Raw genomic sequence first — 15,582 nt, 5'->3', positions numbered from 1 at the left:
TAATACCAGAGCGGGTCATTAGCTCAGTTGGTAGAGCAGTGGACTTTTAATCCATTGGTCGATGGTTCAAGTCCATCATGACCCACCATTTTATGGTATTATTCAAATCGACGGATTTACGTAGCTTTTAATAAGCAGCAGAGCGGGTCATTAGCTCAGTTGGTAGAGCAGTGGACTTTTAATCCATTGGTCGATGGTTCAAGTCCATCATGACCCACCATTTCTAAAATGGTATCTCACATCGGCGGATTTACGCATCTAAATATCCAGAGCGGGTCATTAGCTCAGTTGGTAGAGCAGTGGACTTTTAATCCATTGGTCGATGGTTCAAGTCCATCATGACCCACCATTTCTTATTTATCATTTCTTTCTAAGTTATCTTTTATTTATCTTAACAGCGCACAGCAATACTGTTCTTTAGCGTCATATTCTCGTATAATTCGCGCCATGAATGCACTGTGGACTAAGTGGTCGAGAAATGAGTCTAGCTGAACAAATTATGCCTGAAGATTATATCTTCCCTCCAAAGCCAGCTCCGTTATCAAAAGACGAGCAAGCTGAGTATAAGGCACGTATCAAACAATTATTAAAAGACAAGAACGCGGTTCTTGTTGCCCATTATTACACTGATCCTGAAATTCAAGCACTAGCTGAAGAAACAGGCGGTTGTGTTGCTGACTCGCTAGAAATGGCGCGTTTTGGCGCTAAGCACGACGCAGATGTAATTGTGGTAGCCGGTGTTCGCTTTATGGGCGAAACAGCAAAAATCCTAACGCCAAATAAAACAGTTGTTATGCCAACACTTGCTGCAACTTGTTCATTAGACGTAGGTTGCCCAATTGAAGAATTCTCAGCGTTTTGTGATCAGCACCCTGATCGCAAGGTAGTAGTGTATGCAAATACATCAACAGCTGTTAAAGCGCGTGCAGATTGGATTGTGACTTCTTCATGTGCCCTAGAAATCGTTGAGCACCTTGATGAGCAAGGCGAAAAAATCATTTGGGGTCCAGATAAACACTTAGGTTCTTACATTCAAAAGAACACAGGTGCAGACATGATCATGTGGAATGGCGCCTGTATCGTTCATGACGAGTTTAAAACCAAAGCACTTAAGGATATGAAAGCCTTACACCCAGATGCGGCTGTATTGGTTCACCCAGAGTCTCCTGCGGAGATTGTAGCCTTAGCTGATGCGGTTGGCTCAACAAGCCAACTAATCAAAGCAGCGCAAACTATGGACAACAAAAAGTTCATCGTAGCGACTGACCGAGGCATTTTCTACAAAATGCAGCAGTTATGCCCAGAGAAAGAATTCTTTGAAGCCCCAACAGCGGGTGAAGGCGCAACATGTAAAAGCTGCGCACATTGCCCGTGGATGGCAATGAATGGCTTAAAAGCGATTGAAGAAGCACTGACAGACCCAGAAGGTAAAGAAGTGTTTGTTGATATGGACTTACGCGAAGGCGCATTAAAGTCGCTTAACCGTATGTTAGATTTTTCAGCAACGCTTCAACGCTAAGAACGAATCGTCTATACAAAAGGCAAGGTGTTTACCTTGCCTTTTTTGTTTGATTACTAATCACTTAACTGCACTATTTTAAAAAGCCCTTGCGTCTGTAGGGTTGTTTTCATACTATAACGCCGCGCTAAACTCTAAGCGCCTTAGGTGACGTGTCCGAGTGGCTGAAGGAGCACGCCTGGAAAGTGTGTATACGGCAACGTATCGAGAGTTCGAATCTCTCCGTCACCGCCATCCTAGCTCAAAGCATTTACGCTTTAAAATCATTTGTTAATTATAAAAGCAATTGCTTACCATATCATTGGATGAGGTGTATGTACTCAGTAGAAAAGGCCAAGGAATTCTGCAAGGAAATAACATTATTAGTTTTAGCTAACCCAGATTTATAACTGCTTTTTTAGCAGCACCTTATAACTTGTACTGAAAAACTGCACCACGATTTGCTGATCGTAGTCGTTGCTGTGAACTCGGGCGTAACCAATTTTCATTGCAGACTTCCTTTTACTTTTTATTAAAAATTTAGTTTAAGCGATAACAGTACACGAAAGCTTTCACAATAATTTGTAGAGCTTTTCGCGTTTCAATCTTACCCACTAAGATGCACCATCCAGAACATAACTGGATGTTTTGGGAATCCAAGATTTAAAGAGTCACACAAATATTTAATCGAATGTTTAGTTTCACTTTCCAGTAGATGGTGATTAACTGATGAAGTTTCTGTGAGTGGGAAATACTAGGGATGGAATTCTTACTTTAACATATTGGTTTGCTTTTCTATTCAAGCAAAAGCTTTTTCAAGCTACTAGCCCCAAAAAGTCTCTAGTTAATTTGTCCATTACGAATTACCAGTGGCTTATTATTGTCATGATTTTATACATTGTGTAATAGATTTATACATCTCGGTTTATTTCATTGAGTGATTATTATTGGTTGGCTATGATTCGATACAGGCTTTCTGCCAACCTACTGAAAATTAAATGGAGTTGTAACTAATGATTACAGATCAAATAGGGAAAAACATAAAATCACTTAGAGAGGGAAGAAAAATGTCCCAGAAGGATTTGGCCAATAAAATAAATGTCGCACGCCCCGTAATATCAAATTGGGAAAATGGTAAAAATGAACCATCGTCAAGTCAATTAATAAAATTGGCACAGACGTTCGAAAGGTCCACGGATGAAATACTAGGAATCGCTACAGATTCACAAAGATTGGTTGTGGTTGATACTTCTGCCCTTATTAAACGGCCAAATTTTTTATCGGATTTGTTGACAACGTTTGATGAAGTAATCGTGCCTGATATCGTTATCTCAGAACTAAATAACTTGAAAGATCGTGGTAAACCAGCAGTAAAGCAGAAAGCTTGGTTGGTTATGAGTTCGGTTAATAACATTAAAGATCGCCTAACAATTTCTAAAAACCACAAGAACGATGGTAATAATGACGAAAAAATTGCAGATGTGGCGATAAGGCGAGCAAGAGCTAAGCCCAACAATGAAGTATATTTACTATCGGATGATATATATTTTCAATTTTTGTGTAAGGGAGTGAAAAACTTATCGTCAATAACCCCTCAGACTTATGCCCAGCAGTTTGCAAATATTGATACCGAATTTGATCCAGTAAAAACGATAGAGTTTGTTTCTCTCATTAAAAGCTGCAAGTTAGAAGACATAAAAACTTACGACTTAGAAGGTGTCGATGTTAATTTTCATAATCCAGATGATGGTTTTACTCCATTGATTACAGCTGTAAGAAGTCGCAATCAGGAGATTCTGAAATACATTTTGTCATTACCTAATATCGATGTTGATAAGCAAGATAAGCATAAATACAATTTTTCTCCTGTTCATCATGCTACCCAGTTAAAAAATCTATCCATGATTAAAGTCTTAGCTGAACATGGTGCTGATATTGACCTGGGGAGTGGCGCAAAAAATGCGGGAAATACACCTTTGATGATCTCAGCATGGAGCGGGTTTAATTTAGGCGTTGATTTTTTCTTAGATAATGGTGCTTGCGTTAATCAACAAGATAGCAATGGCTATACCGCCTTATTTAAAGCATGTATTAAAAATTACGAGAAAATTATCAGTAAGCTAGTTCCATTAACTGATTTAGCTATTCGTTGTAGGAAAAATAAACAAGCCGCAGATTACCTTAATCCAAAGAAGATAAATCATCAAACAGTTACATTACTTTTTAAGGATAGGAAATGATTGATAGAGCATGCATTTCATTAGGTGAAAGGTGCAATTTAAAGTGTTCATATTGCCACTTCCACAACGAAGATAATGGAAAGTTAAGTGGTTTACCTCAAGAGTTTAATACTGATGAGTTGAAAAGTATTATTGATGCTATTCATCGTTATGCAAAAATAAGTGGCATTGATACTTTTAAAATAGGCATCGTTGGGTCAGGAGAACCACTTTTACAGTACCGTAAGATAAAAGACCTTATTCAATATGTACTACGGCAGGGAATTGAGAACTTACAGTTTTATACGATAACGAATGGCACAATTTTGAATAAAGACATTCTTGATTTTTTCTATAGAAATCAGAGCTTGATCAAGCTTTGCTTTTCGGTAGACGGTTATGAAGAGCTGCATAATGTTGGTCGAGAAAAGTTCGATGAGGTCTATAAAGGAGTAAAAAAATATGAAGAAAAATTTAAAGAGAAACCGCCCATAAATTGCACCGTCCATCAAGAGACGCTCAAAAATCAGGTGAAACTTTTTGAGTTTTTAACTGATGAAAATTTTAAAGATGTGACTTTCTCTCGCCTTTTTGATTCTCACGATCAAAGTTTAGTGGTTACTGAACCAGAATATAAAGACTTACTAGAGTTTTTTAAAGGAAGCCAGTTTGAAGTTAGGCAACTGGATGAAAATAAGAAGAAAAAATATGACTGCACTATGTATGGGAGTCTTTGTGGAGTAGGTCGAACGAATATTTTTATCACTAAAAGAGGGATTTATCCATGTGGCAGATTTTATGGTAATGAAGATTACAATTATGGGCCATTTGATATGGAGTTATCTGAGTTAGAGGCATTGATGAAAAAAATGAAACCTCTGAAAGATGGCGAGTGTTACTTTGATAAGTATGTAGGATTAAAAGCTGATGAAAATAGCAATATATGGCACGTCGAGATCAGGTAAAGATTACCAAATCAGTCATATCATTTCTCATCTTAATGAGAATGATGTAAGTGCAATTCATATTCCGGGTTCGACAAAATTAAATGAACTTGCTGATGAGATATATGGAAGTAAATTTAAAGAGCTGTCCGATGATAAAAAGCATCACTTGCGTGAAGAGTTTATTAATTTGATCAGCGATTTCGATGCTAAATACGAAGTAGTTTTCGTTGATGGTCACTTTGCTTTTCCTAGCGATGTTAAGCAAGGTGGTTTTGATATTGTTTTTACTGAGTCAGATAAAAATTGTTATGACCACTTCTTTTATTTGGATACGGATTCAGAGTTAATTATTAAAAACTCAAGACAAAGTGTCGGTGATAAAAAAAATACAGACATCCAAACTAAGGACATAGAAGCATGGAAGGCTTTTGAAATAAGCGCTATGCAAACTATGTGTTCAAGCTTAAAAAAAGAGTTGGTTATATTGGATGAAGATACTCAAAGTTGTGTTGAGTTCGTGTTATCTTGGGTTAAATGCTTTAGACAGAATTATGACTATCAAAGCATAGCCAAAGACCTAGTAAGAAAGCTATTATCAGAAGTTGAAATCACAGATATATCTGAGGTTTTAGCCATTGATTGCGATAATACTTTTGCTACTAATGATACGACTTATGACTATTGTAGTTATCTAGAGATAGATGCAAAAATATTGAAAAAAATATTTGTGGGTGATCGTTATTCAAGTTATCAATTCTTTAAAGCTAACAAATTGTATACTCAATTTAATAAGCAGAAGAGAACAGAGGCGTCTTTATTTGCAAAGGAAAAAATCAAAATTAGCGCTGACATAGAGCGGGTTGTTGAAAACCAGAAATATTCATTTGTTATTGCTTTAACTTCAGGATTAACTGAAATTTGGCAACCTAAAATCGAAGAGCTTGGTTCGATAAATACTCTCTATGGAAATACATCTAATATTCAATCGCCTTATTTTGTCACACCTCTTTTTAAGAAATTTTTTGTTGAAGAAATAAGAAATCATAATATCAAAGTCACTTCGATTGGAGACTCTATCATTGATGTCCCAATGCTCGAAAGCTCTGATATTGGACTTATAGTAGCTCACAGAAAAATAAATAAGGCTGTAATGGAATATTTGAAACAAAATAATCAATCAAGTATTGCCCAGTTGTTTGCGAAAGACTGGCTTTACCCCGTAAAACAGATTTCTGGAGTTAGTTAGAATGAGTGTAACTGTATTAGAAACTAAACTTTCTCCAGAAATTAAAGCGTTAATTGAGCATTGTAAAAGTAGCTCAAAAACTACAGGTTATAAATTAAGAGAGGCTCATTATAATCTTGGACAAGCTTCAGCTGAAAATTTAGTAAAAACTGATTATCTGAATCAGAAACATTTTTCTGTTCTTGTCATGATGAGAGCAGGCTTAAAGTTTGCTCTAGGTATCAGCGATATGTTAGAGAAAATGGGCAAAGTGGTGGATATTCATTTCCTAAATAATGATCTTGTTACTGATGATATTTTAACGTCAATCAAAGGAAAACAAGTTCTGATCGTCGATGCGGTTATAAACTCAGGAAAAAGCATTCTCAGTGTTATTAACCAATTGCCTGAAGTTGAAAGGAAAAAAAGTATGCTCTTTACAACGGTGATGCCCTCTAGTTCAGTCGAGTTATTACCTGGCTTGAAAATATTTACTGTAAGGTTGTCAGATAATAAATACACTGGCGCAAAGGTATCTAAAATACAGGGGAATATCGGGCCTGATACTGGAGATAGGTTATTCGGAACGTTATAACGACTATTACATGCCATATTTGATATTCTTGTCGATAGTGGAAGTGTCTATTAGCTTTCGGTTTTTTGAGACTTTGTAGTTAACCGTACGTGACGATTTTTCGAAAGAGTCAAAAAATGACACAGCATTAGCTGTGTTCATTTTTTGCAAGTTACCAAAAAATTTAACCCACCATAGCAAAGTGCTTTTCAAGATTACATTTAGCACGCATGGCTATGTGACTACTGACTTTCCTTGCAAGTTCTATCACTAATAATTCAAGTTGGTCACGGCTATAACCAAGTAATACACAGCGTTTAAGTTGCTCGCTAACTAAGCTGCTGGCATCGTCTAGTGCAAATAAAGCGCCTAAAGAGGCAAGCTCAAATACAGTGTTGTTCTGCTGCTCTATGCCAAACGGCAGCTGACCAAATGTGAGTGCAGTTTTTAGCTGCTGCTCTGTGCGCTTGATAAGCAATGTATTTGAACCTTGAATATCATCAAGTGAGTTTAAAATCTCTAGCGCCAGCAATGCTTTTGGCACCCCAGAATACACACTGATATGCGGTAAAATATCACACAACTCTTGCATTGAAACGCCATCATTCAATGCGTGCTGACATGCTCGTTTTAACAAAGGCTTGTCATGAACGGTGACCAAAGCAGCGATCGCGACAAACACAAATAAATCCGTGTTGTTATGGCTCATAATTTCTCTTTTGATTTTAGGTATTGAATGTATTGAGGTTTTGTAGCAGTGGCTGATTGCATAGAGCATGCAATCGAAAAAATGAAAATACATTATGGTCGATAATGGCCGTTTCTGCTTGCCATAAATGATTTAATTTTTGCCTAAAACAACGAACTGTTACCTTTAATGGTCCTAACCTTAAATTACGGTGATACACTTAATTGAGTATTTATGTGAGGTAATCTAAATGCGTCAGGCATTAATAGAAGCAGTGAAAGCAATAGCGATTGCAGATGGTAGTTTTGAAACAGCGATTCCAGAGTTATTGGTATTCAGACGAAGCGAAGTCTCATTGCCGATGGCCTGCGTGTATGAATTAGGACTGGGCATTAGCTTGCAAGGTGCAAAGCGAGTTGTGCTGGGTGAGCATAGTTATGATTACACTGACGGCCAATCTCTGGTTACCTCAGTCGATGTGCCTGTTGCGTCGCATATTACTCGTGCCAGTAAAGAGCAGCCATTTTATGGACTTTACTTGCGTTTAGATGCTCATGAAATCAGCCACATTGTTGCTGAAATGGAGTTTGCAGGGCAAGACAAGTTTCCTAAGCACCAAGCTATGTCGGTGGTTGATACTGATAACGGCTTACTTGATGCTTTACTGAGGCTTATTCAACTCGACAATGAGCCACACTTAAAAGCTAATCTTGCGCCACTTATTAAAAAAGAAATCATATTGCGCTTGTTAAATAGTCCGCATAGCCCTTATTTAAGGCAGATTGTAATGTCTGGCTCAGCCCATCAAAAAATCGCCAAGACCTTATGTTGGTTAAAAGAAAACTACACTAGTCAATTTTCAATTGATGATTTGGCCCGTGATGCACACATGAGCCCCTCGACATTCAGGCTGCATTTTCGTGATGTAGTAAAAATGAGCCCGTTGCAATATGTAAAAAATCTGCGCTTGCAGGCGGCAAGACAATTAATGCTGAATGAGCGAATTGATGTAGGCTCTGCAGCCTTAAAAGTGGGTTATGAAAGCCCATCGCAGTTTAGTCGTGAATACAATCGCTTTTTTGGTAAGTCACCGATAAAAGATATTTCAGCACTGCGGTTACAACAAATCGCATAAAAAATGGGAGCACATGGCTCCCTTATATTTAAAATCGTTTCTTTGGCATTCTCAGCTGTGAGTCAAACTCGTCGGGGAATAAAATGGTGCCGTCGTCTTGATCTGTTGGGAACACCGCAATGAGTAAATCATCTTGCTCAAGGCCAGGTGTCCAGCGGCTTAACCAATCTTTTACAGGAATGGCTTTTGGTGTGCAGTCTTGCCATTCGCCGGTTGCCCAGCTTTGTGCAAATTCGCGGCTAGGCCACACAGGTACACAGTCGTCGTCTTCGTTAGAGAGCATGACACAGCCATGTTCGTCATTGAGGATCCACACTTGTTTAAACTCTTGAACCGTTTCAAACATATAAGCGAGTCGTTTCTTTGCCCCTAAGGCAAGAACAGTATCAAATTCAGTTTCAACACGTTTAGCAGTTGCATTATTCATGATAGGCTCACTCTTTTAGTTATACACAGCTACACCTTAATCATAAGGTGATAAATAAATATGACAAGTAAAGTTAATAGCTAAATTAATTTACTAATGCAGCGAATAGATCGTCAGCAAGTTGTTGCAGAGATTTTGGATCTTGATTTGTGAGTGCATAGGTACGAATACCGTATATGCCCATCACTAAAAAGCGCGCCAACTGTTGAGCTGACTTGCTACTTTTAAATTCGTGGTTATCTAGGGCTTTTTGAAGCTGCTCAGCGAGGGCATTTTCGTAGGCATTAAGGTTACCACGTAGCACTGTACAAATTTGTGGGTCATTGCCTTCAACCTCAGAAATACTCTTTGTAAGTAAGCACACCTTGGCAACTTCACCTTCAATACATTCATCAACAATCACTGTTAAGTAATGTTTGAGGGTCGATAAAATTGATTGTTGGTCATTAAAAAGGGCAGTAAATTGTTGGTTTCTGTCTTTTTGATATTGCTCGGTAGCGGCTAAGAATAAGCCTTTTTTGTTGCCATAAGCCGCGTAAATAGAGCCCGGATGAAGGTGAGTCACTTCTTTTAATTTTTGCATACTGGTCTTCGCATAGCCATATTGCATAAAAGCATGCATTGCTTGGCGTAGTACAAATTCAGTATCAAATTCAGCAGTTCTCATTAAGGCTCCTCACGGTATATAATACCAATCCGCAATAATACTTAGTCATTTTGAGGGATTAAACCTGTCGCTACCCGCGTTAAAAATTTCTGATTTACGACTGCATGGATGCAGAAGGTAGAGCAATGCAGGAGCAATTGCCGAGCACAACTAAATAACGAAATTTTTGCCTTGTTATCAACGAGGTTTTCTTGCCTCAAAATAGACCACTTAATTAAGCGAATTGGTATAAACGAAGTTTACGTAATCTTGAACGATTATTCAAAATAAACCTTGAAGTATGTTTGTTTCGCCCTTATCTTGAATGTATGTTCAAGATAAGGATAAAACCATGACAACCGATTTACTTTCTCCATTTAAACTAAATGACAGCATTGAGCTGCAAAACCGTGTACTAATGGCACCACTGACACGCTGTATGAGCGACGATAATCTCGTACCAACCCAAGCAATGGTTGATTATTATGCACGCCGTGCCGATGCGGGCTTAATTATTAGCGAAGCAACGATTATTCGCCCAGATGCGCAAGGTTACCCAAATACACCGGGTCTATTTACCAGTGAACAAATTCAAGGCTGGAAAAAAGTCACCGATGCTGTGCACGCCAAAGGCGGCAAAATGTTTGCTCAGCTTTGGCACGTAGGTCGTGTTGCACACCCTCACTTTTTTGGTGGTGATGTTCTGGCACCATCAGCAATTGGTGTAGAAGGTTCGGTACCGAGAATGCGTGAGTTAACTTACGTTACTCCAAAAGCGGCAACCATCGAAGACATCCAAGTTTTAATTGCCGACTACGCAAAAGCGGCTGAAAATGCAATTGAAGCGGGTTTTGATGGTGTAGAAATTCATGGTGCAAATGGTTACTTGATTGATCAATTCTTACACTTTGCTGCCAACCAACGTGAAGACCAATACGGTCAAACACCAGAAAACATGTCACGATTTGCTCTTGAAGTCGTTGATGCTGTCGTGGCAGCAATTGGTGCAGATAAAACTGCTTTACGTTTATCGCCAGGTGCGTATTTTAATATGACCGAAAGCGACGGCGATAAAGCGGTATTCGATTATCTATTACCAGCCCTTGAAACACGTAATCTTGCGTACTTACATGTGGGTATTTTTGATGACAGCATGCGCTTTGCAAGCTTAGGTGATAAGTCGGCGTCTGAATATATGCGCGGTGCGTACAAAGGTACCTTAGTAGGGGTAGGTAGCTATAGTTTTGAGACGGCTAATCAAGCTATCGATAACAACCAATTTGATTTAATTGCGATTGGTCGCCCATTCATTGCGAACCCAGATTACATCAGTAAAGTTAAAAATGGTGAAGCATTAACACCATACAGCGACGAAATGCTGGCTGAATTGATTTAAGCAAACTTAATAATATTGTCCAACCAACAAGCGCTCAGTTAATTTAACTGGGCGTTTTTTCTAATACTTTCTTATATATTAAACAGTTAAGTCTTAAATCTGCCATGAAAATGCATTAATTGTTTAACTGTTGTGTCAAAAATTTTGACCCTAAATGTAATACACGCTCTGCATACTGTGCCCGCTTTTAAATACGTAACCTTGGAAAAACAATGAGCACAGTAGCAAAAAAAACCAAGCTAAGCCTTGTGATCGCAACGCTTTTAGCAACATCGGCACATGCAAACACGACTAACGAAATTGAAGAAATTACCGTTGTTGCAAAGCCAACCAGTTATGCAAATAACGTTATTGAACCTGCCATGCTTGAGCAACAAAGTTCAGTATCAAGTGTGTTAGCCGTGATTGATAACCTACCGGGTATTAGCATCAACGAAGGTGATGCATTCGGTGGTGACGACTGGTCAACCACCATTACTATGCGTGGCTTTAGTATCGATGGTAATCAACAGCAATTAGGTATGACGATTGATGGTATTCCTAATGGCGGTTCTAACTATGGTGGCGGTGCAAAAGCAAACCGTTACTTAGACAGCGAAAACTTAGCAACAGTTGAAGTAGGGCAAGGTACGTCTGATATTGCCTCTGCATCACTCGAAGCATTAGGTGGTACTTTTAATTTTGTGAGTGCACAACCGAGCACAGAGCAAAGCACTACGTTTGCTTACACAACGGGCGATCATAACGCTAGCCGTTACTTTGTTAAGCACGAAACTGGCACTGTGTTTGATAACACGCAAGCTTATATCAGCTATTCGCAAACAGACACCAGCCGTTGGGTTGGAGATGGTAGCAATGGTGGTAAAGACAACCAGCACATCGAAGCGAAGTTTGTATCAGACTTTAGCGACTTAACCGTAACGGGTCGTGTTTCGTATGATGATGTTCATGAAATTAACTATAACAGCATCAGCATTAGTGAGTTTGAACAAAACCCTGATTGGGATCGTTTGACTTGGAATTGGACTGGCGTGCCGCATTTTGATCAAATGTTTGCTGAGGGCTGGGGTACACTGCGTGAAAATACCCTTGCGTATGTAAAGTTTGATTACGCGTTAAGTGCCACTTCAAACTTAAGCTTGTCTCCTTACTATCATAAAAATTCAGGTCGTGGCGATTGGATCCCGCCTTATTTAACGTCGCCGGTTGATGGCGATGGCAATCCAACAACGATTGGCGGCGAAAATGCTGGCAGCTATGGCTTTACAGATAGCGAAGGCAACCCACTTGCACCAGCTGCAGGTTGTACGGCAAGTTTAGAATGGCCATGGTCTTCAGGCCCTGGCTTAAACCCAGCCTGTTACCCAGATGATGCGATTCCAGTTATGTCGTATCGTCATACTCACTATAAAAAAGACCGCTTAGGTATGACCGGTGAATACCAAGTAACCCTTGCTAATCATGATATTGAAGCCGGCTTTTGGTTTGAACAAACAGACCGCGATGAGTCACGTGACTGGCATAAAGTTATTGACGCCCGTGTCTATCATCACTTTGACCATACGCCGTATTGGACACAGTACAAGAACACTTTCGAAACAGATACATTCAAATGGTACGTACAAGATTCAATCAGTTTAGGTGATTTCACGCTTAATTTAGGTGCTAAACAGTATCTTGTTGAGCTGCAGCGTTATAACCATTTTGAAGATGAATACTCAGATAAAATCGACAGTGATTCAGACGTGCTATTCAGCGGTGGTGTGCTGTATCAGCTATCTGCAAGCACAGAGTTATTTACCAGCTACAGCGAAAACTTTGCAGCAATTAAAGATGGTGTACTTGAACGTGATTCATCAACACTGACCGAAATTGAACCTGAAACAGCTGAAAACATCGACCTAGGTGTGCGTTACAGTGATGACCGTTTACGTTTAACGGCAACCGCTTACAGCATCGAATTTGATAACCGTATTACCTTTATTGCTCCGGGCAGTGATACCGATGGTATTGACTACACGATTGGCACGAACGGTTCTTACATCAACGTAGGTGGTATTGAGTCAACGGGTGTTGAGCTTTCTGCAAGCTATATGCTGACTGACAAATGGAACCTTTACACATCGTATACGTACAATAACTCTGAGTATCAATCGAACGATCCAAGTGCTTACAACAGCGAGGGTGAGTTACTTGAAGATGCATCAGCCAGCTTTAAAGCGGGTGATGAAGTGATTGACTCAGCACAAGATTTATTTGTGGTATCGGCAGACTACTACAGCGGTGATTTCCGCTTTGGATTATCGGCTAAATACACAGGTGAGCGTTTAGGTGCATGGACTGATGAACAAACTCGTTCACGTAACAAAGTTGATGGTTATACCTTGGTTGATTTAAACATAGGTTATAACACGAGTCTTGATTCAGGCGTGTTTAAATCACTCGACCTTGCATTTGTGGTGAATAACCTGTTTGATAAATCATATCTCGCAGGTGGTACAGGTAATGGCTCTACCTACTTTATTGGTGCACCACGTACCGCAGCTTTAACACTGACAGCGCAGTTTTAAGTAATAAGCTAACGTTTTAAATAGCCCATCGTTGATGGGCTTTTTTGCAGGTGAAATATGAAAAAATTAATTTTAGCCACGGCGGTGGTAGCGGCAGCACTATTAAGCTTAAACAGTAAAGCTGCCGACAATGTAGTGCTCGTGACCCTTGATGGGCTTCGCTGGCAAGAAGTGTTCTCTGGTGCAGATAAAAACCTAATCGATAACACTGATTTTGTTGCAGATACAGATGAGCTAACGGCGCTTTTTTGGCGAGATGACCAAACAAAACGAACTCAAGCGTTAATGCCATTTTTTAGCGAAACATTGGCAAAGCAAGGCGTTTTGATTGGCGATAGAACTCAAGGCTCATTCATGTCGGTAAGCAACCCGTGGTATTTCTCATACCCTGGTTACAGTGAAATTTTAACCGGTATGGTAGATGAAAATATCGATAGTAACGATAAAGTGCCGAACCCCAATAAAACCATTTTAGAGAGTTTAAATACTCAGCCAGAATTTAAAGGTAAAACCGCGCTTTTTGGTAGCTGGGATGTGTTTCCCTATATTGTAAATCGTGAGCGCAGTGGGGTTTATGTTAATGCTGGCTTTGAAACTTTTGATGCGGTGAAGTCAAAGGAAGTGACTCTGCTAAACCAAATGCAAAGCGAGATCCCAAGTCCTTGGCACAATGTTCGCCTCGACAGCTTTACCTACCGATTTGCCAAACAATATTTATTAAATAAACAGCCGCGTTTGCTGGTTATTAGCTTGGGTGAAACCGATGACTTTGCCCATAACGGTAAATACGATGCCTATTTAAAATCGGCTAAACAAAGCGATGCGTTTATTCGTGACCTTTGGCAAACAATTCAACAAACACCGGGCTATAAAGACAATACCACATTGATCATCACGACCGATCATGGCCGTGGCAGTCATGCTGATGATTGGCAGCATCATAGTTCGAAGCGTGCTTTGGCACGTTCGGAGCAAGGAAAGCAGCGTTTTCCAAACGGCATTGTTGGCTCTGAGCATATTTGGTTAGCAGCGATTGGCCCAGATATAAAAGCAACAGGCTTAATTAAGCCAAGCAATGAGCTCAAACAAGCGCAAGTAGCGGCAACTGTGCTGAATATTTTAGGCGTCAACAGTCAGCAAGTTAACCCGAAAATGGCCGCGCCAATTAAGGAGATTTTAAAATGAGTTTAACTTTTAGTTTGTTTAAAAGCGCCTTATCTGGGTTAATGCTGGTTAGTAGTGTGAGTGCGATTGCCGCGCCAAGTAAAATTTTGTTTGGCTCATGTGGTCATCAAGACAAGGCTATTCCAATTTTTGATGCTATCAACAAAGAGCAAGCCGATTTATTTATGTTCCTTGGCGATAACATTTATGGTGATACCGAAGATATGTCGGTACTTGCTGATAAATATCAACGTTTAGGGCAAAAGCCGGGCTTTAAAACATTACGTGCGAATACGCCAATCATTGCCATGTGGGATGACCATGATTATGGCGAAAATGACGCTGGCAGCGAATATCCCAAAAAACAGCAATCACGAAAAATCATGCTCGACTTTTGGCAAGAGCCTGCGGATTCTGCTCGCAGGACCCGTGAAGATGGTATTTACACTTCGTACACGTACGGTGAAAATGAGCAAACAGTAAAGGTGATCATGCCTGATCTTCGTTTTAATCGCGCACCGCTGAATCATGTATCGGCGATGACCTACCAACTTGAACGTAAGCCCGCAAAACAAGGGCCTTATAGCCCAGCAACTGATAAAAACGCCTCTATGCTTGGTGAAAGCCAATGGCAATGGCTCGAGCAAGAGCTTAAGTCAGATGAGAAGATAAAAATCATTGCCTCAAGCTTGCAGCTATTAGCTGATTTTACAGGCTGGGAGTCATGGGCAAATTATCCTGCTGATCGTGAGCGTTTATTTGCGCTTATTAAAAAACATAAAGTAAACGGTGTGATGATTGTCAGTGGTGATACTCACTGGGGTGAGCTGTCTAAGTATCAACAAAACCTAGATTACCCGTTGTATGAGATGACTAGTTCTGGGCTTACAGAAAAGTGGAAAGATGTTAGCCCTAATAAACACCGTGTGGGTGATTACACTCATGAAGTTAACTACGGCGACTTAACAATCGATTGGCAAAAAGCAGACCCTACCATTCGTATTGCGCTTAAAGGTATTAAGGGTGATGAGATAATGCAAACCGAGTTCGCGTTATCGACGATAAGCCCATACCAGTAAATATTGCCTGCTGC

Annotated in this window: 13 protein-coding genes and 4 tRNA genes; 14 read left to right on the top strand and 3 right to left on the bottom strand. The window is 39.8% G+C overall.

Going from position 1 to position 15,582, the window contains the following annotated elements:
- Nucleotides 1-12 precede the first annotated feature (12 nt).
- The 9 genes from C2M33_RS08675 to C2M33_RS08635 all read left to right on the top strand — a co-directional run bounded on the left by C2M33_RS08675 (nucleotide 13) and on the right by C2M33_RS08635 (nucleotide 6,484).
- Nucleotides 13-88 (top strand) — tRNA-Lys (locus C2M33_RS08675).
- A 56-nt stretch (nucleotides 89-144) separates the two neighbouring features.
- Nucleotides 145-220, top strand: a tRNA-Lys gene (locus C2M33_RS08670).
- Between the two features lie 53 nt (nucleotides 221-273).
- A tRNA-Lys gene (locus tag C2M33_RS08665) sits at nucleotides 274-349 on the top strand.
- 129 nt (nucleotides 350-478) lie between these two features.
- Complete coding sequence (gene nadA / locus C2M33_RS08660; protein WP_054561293.1) at nucleotides 479-1,519, top strand: quinolinate synthase NadA; 1,041 nt, start codon at nucleotides 479-481, stop codon at nucleotides 1,517-1,519.
- A 146-nt stretch (nucleotides 1,520-1,665) separates the two neighbouring features.
- Nucleotides 1,666-1,753: transfer RNA gene (locus C2M33_RS08655), tRNA-Ser, on the top strand.
- Between the two features lie 758 nt (nucleotides 1,754-2,511).
- Entirely contained in the window at nucleotides 2,512-3,738 is a 1,227-nt protein-coding gene (locus C2M33_RS08650; protein ID WP_105174273.1) for an ankyrin repeat domain-containing protein, read from the top strand.
- Nucleotides 3,735-4,682 carry a radical SAM protein gene (locus tag C2M33_RS08645; protein WP_105174272.1) on the top strand — a complete coding sequence of 316 codons (948 nt, stop codon included), beginning with the start codon at nucleotides 3,735-3,737 and terminating at the stop codon, nucleotides 4,680-4,682. The genes C2M33_RS08650 and C2M33_RS08645 overlap by 4 nt, the downstream gene beginning before the upstream one ends.
- Nucleotides 4,645-5,910 (top strand): hypothetical protein, encoded by a 1,266-nt coding sequence (locus C2M33_RS08640; RefSeq protein WP_105174271.1) that lies wholly within the window; start codon nucleotides 4,645-4,647, stop codon nucleotides 5,908-5,910. Before C2M33_RS08645 ends, C2M33_RS08640 begins: the two co-directional genes overlap by 38 nt.
- 1 nt (nucleotide 5,911) lies before the next feature.
- Nucleotides 5,912-6,484, top strand: coding sequence for a uracil phosphoribosyltransferase (locus tag C2M33_RS08635; protein WP_105174270.1), 573 nt, complete (start codon nucleotides 5,912-5,914; stop codon nucleotides 6,482-6,484).
- A 163-nt stretch (nucleotides 6,485-6,647) separates the two neighbouring features.
- On the opposite strand, the gene C2M33_RS08630 is transcribed toward C2M33_RS08635, so the two are convergent.
- The gene (locus tag C2M33_RS08630; RefSeq protein WP_063704746.1) at nucleotides 6,648-7,172 is read right to left on the bottom strand and encodes a carboxymuconolactone decarboxylase family protein; all 525 of its coding nucleotides are present in this window, start codon (nucleotides 7,170-7,172) and stop codon (nucleotides 6,648-6,650) included.
- Nucleotides 7,173-7,401: 229 nt separating this feature from the next.
- On the opposite strand from C2M33_RS08630, the gene C2M33_RS08625 reads away from it, so the two are divergent.
- A complete protein-coding gene (locus C2M33_RS08625) occupies nucleotides 7,402-8,286 on the top strand; it encodes an AraC family transcriptional regulator (RefSeq protein ID WP_105174269.1) in 885 nt (294 codons plus the stop codon).
- A 28-nt stretch (nucleotides 8,287-8,314) separates the two neighbouring features.
- Here the strand turns inward: C2M33_RS08625 and C2M33_RS08620 are convergent, their stop codons facing one another.
- Together C2M33_RS08620 and C2M33_RS08615 are read right to left on the bottom strand one after the other, a co-directional pair.
- Entirely contained in the window at nucleotides 8,315-8,713 is a 399-nt protein-coding gene (locus C2M33_RS08620; RefSeq protein WP_063704751.1) for a DUF2750 domain-containing protein, read from the bottom strand.
- A gap of 85 nt (nucleotides 8,714-8,798) precedes the next feature.
- The gene (locus tag C2M33_RS08615; RefSeq protein WP_105174268.1) at nucleotides 8,799-9,380 is read right to left on the bottom strand and encodes a TetR/AcrR family transcriptional regulator; all 582 of its coding nucleotides are present in this window, start codon (nucleotides 9,378-9,380) and stop codon (nucleotides 8,799-8,801) included.
- A gap of 331 nt (nucleotides 9,381-9,711) precedes the next feature.
- Here C2M33_RS08615 and C2M33_RS08610 point away from each other — a divergent pair, with 331 nt between their 5' ends.
- From C2M33_RS08610 to C2M33_RS08595, 4 genes are all read left to right on the top strand, one after another.
- Nucleotides 9,712-10,755, top strand: coding sequence for an alkene reductase (locus tag C2M33_RS08610; RefSeq protein ID WP_105174267.1), 1,044 nt, complete (start codon nucleotides 9,712-9,714; stop codon nucleotides 10,753-10,755).
- A gap of 212 nt (nucleotides 10,756-10,967) precedes the next feature.
- A complete protein-coding gene (locus tag C2M33_RS08605) occupies nucleotides 10,968-13,325 on the top strand; it encodes a TonB-dependent receptor domain-containing protein (protein ID WP_063704758.1) in 2,358 nt (785 codons plus the stop codon).
- Between the two features lie 57 nt (nucleotides 13,326-13,382).
- Nucleotides 13,383-14,510, top strand: coding sequence for an alkaline phosphatase family protein (locus C2M33_RS08600; protein WP_105174266.1), 1,128 nt, complete (start codon nucleotides 13,383-13,385; stop codon nucleotides 14,508-14,510).
- Complete coding sequence (locus C2M33_RS08595; protein WP_105174265.1) at nucleotides 14,507-15,568, top strand: alkaline phosphatase D family protein; 1,062 nt, start codon at nucleotides 14,507-14,509, stop codon at nucleotides 15,566-15,568. Before C2M33_RS08600 ends, C2M33_RS08595 begins: the two co-directional genes overlap by 4 nt.
- The last annotated feature ends 14 nt before the right edge of the window (nucleotides 15,569-15,582 follow it).

Source organism: Pseudoalteromonas sp. T1lg122 (genome assembly GCF_002964825.1).
GTDB lineage: Bacteria > Pseudomonadota > Gammaproteobacteria > Enterobacterales > Alteromonadaceae > Pseudoalteromonas > Pseudoalteromonas gelatinilytica.
Note: the sequence above shows the minus strand (reverse complement) of the source record. Positions and strands in the feature narration are given on the sequence as shown.

Coding starts and splice junctions, on each gene's coding strand:
- nadA (WP_054561293.1), top strand. CDS start 479: ATGAGTCTAGCTGAACAAATTATGCCTGAAGATTATATCTTCCCTCCA.
- C2M33_RS08650 (WP_105174273.1), top strand. CDS start 2,512: ATGATTACAGATCAAATAGGGAAAAACATAAAATCACTTAGAGAGGGA.
- C2M33_RS08645 (WP_105174272.1), top strand. CDS start 3,735: ATGATTGATAGAGCATGCATTTCATTAGGTGAAAGGTGCAATTTAAAG.
- C2M33_RS08640 (WP_105174271.1), top strand. CDS start 4,645: ATGAAAATAGCAATATATGGCACGTCGAGATCAGGTAAAGATTACCAA.
- C2M33_RS08635 (WP_105174270.1), top strand. CDS start 5,912: ATGAGTGTAACTGTATTAGAAACTAAACTTTCTCCAGAAATTAAAGCG.
- C2M33_RS08630 (WP_063704746.1), bottom strand. CDS start 7,172: ATGAGCCATAACAACACGGATTTATTTGTGTTTGTCGCGATCGCTGCT.
- C2M33_RS08625 (WP_105174269.1), top strand. CDS start 7,402: ATGCGTCAGGCATTAATAGAAGCAGTGAAAGCAATAGCGATTGCAGAT.
- C2M33_RS08620 (WP_063704751.1), bottom strand. CDS start 8,713: ATGAATAATGCAACTGCTAAACGTGTTGAAACTGAATTTGATACTGTT.
- C2M33_RS08615 (WP_105174268.1), bottom strand. CDS start 9,380: ATGAGAACTGCTGAATTTGATACTGAATTTGTACTACGCCAAGCAATG.
- C2M33_RS08610 (WP_105174267.1), top strand. CDS start 9,712: ATGACAACCGATTTACTTTCTCCATTTAAACTAAATGACAGCATTGAG.
- C2M33_RS08605 (WP_063704758.1), top strand. CDS start 10,968: ATGAGCACAGTAGCAAAAAAAACCAAGCTAAGCCTTGTGATCGCAACG.
- C2M33_RS08600 (WP_105174266.1), top strand. CDS start 13,383: ATGAAAAAATTAATTTTAGCCACGGCGGTGGTAGCGGCAGCACTATTA.
- C2M33_RS08595 (WP_105174265.1), top strand. CDS start 14,507: ATGAGTTTAACTTTTAGTTTGTTTAAAAGCGCCTTATCTGGGTTAATG.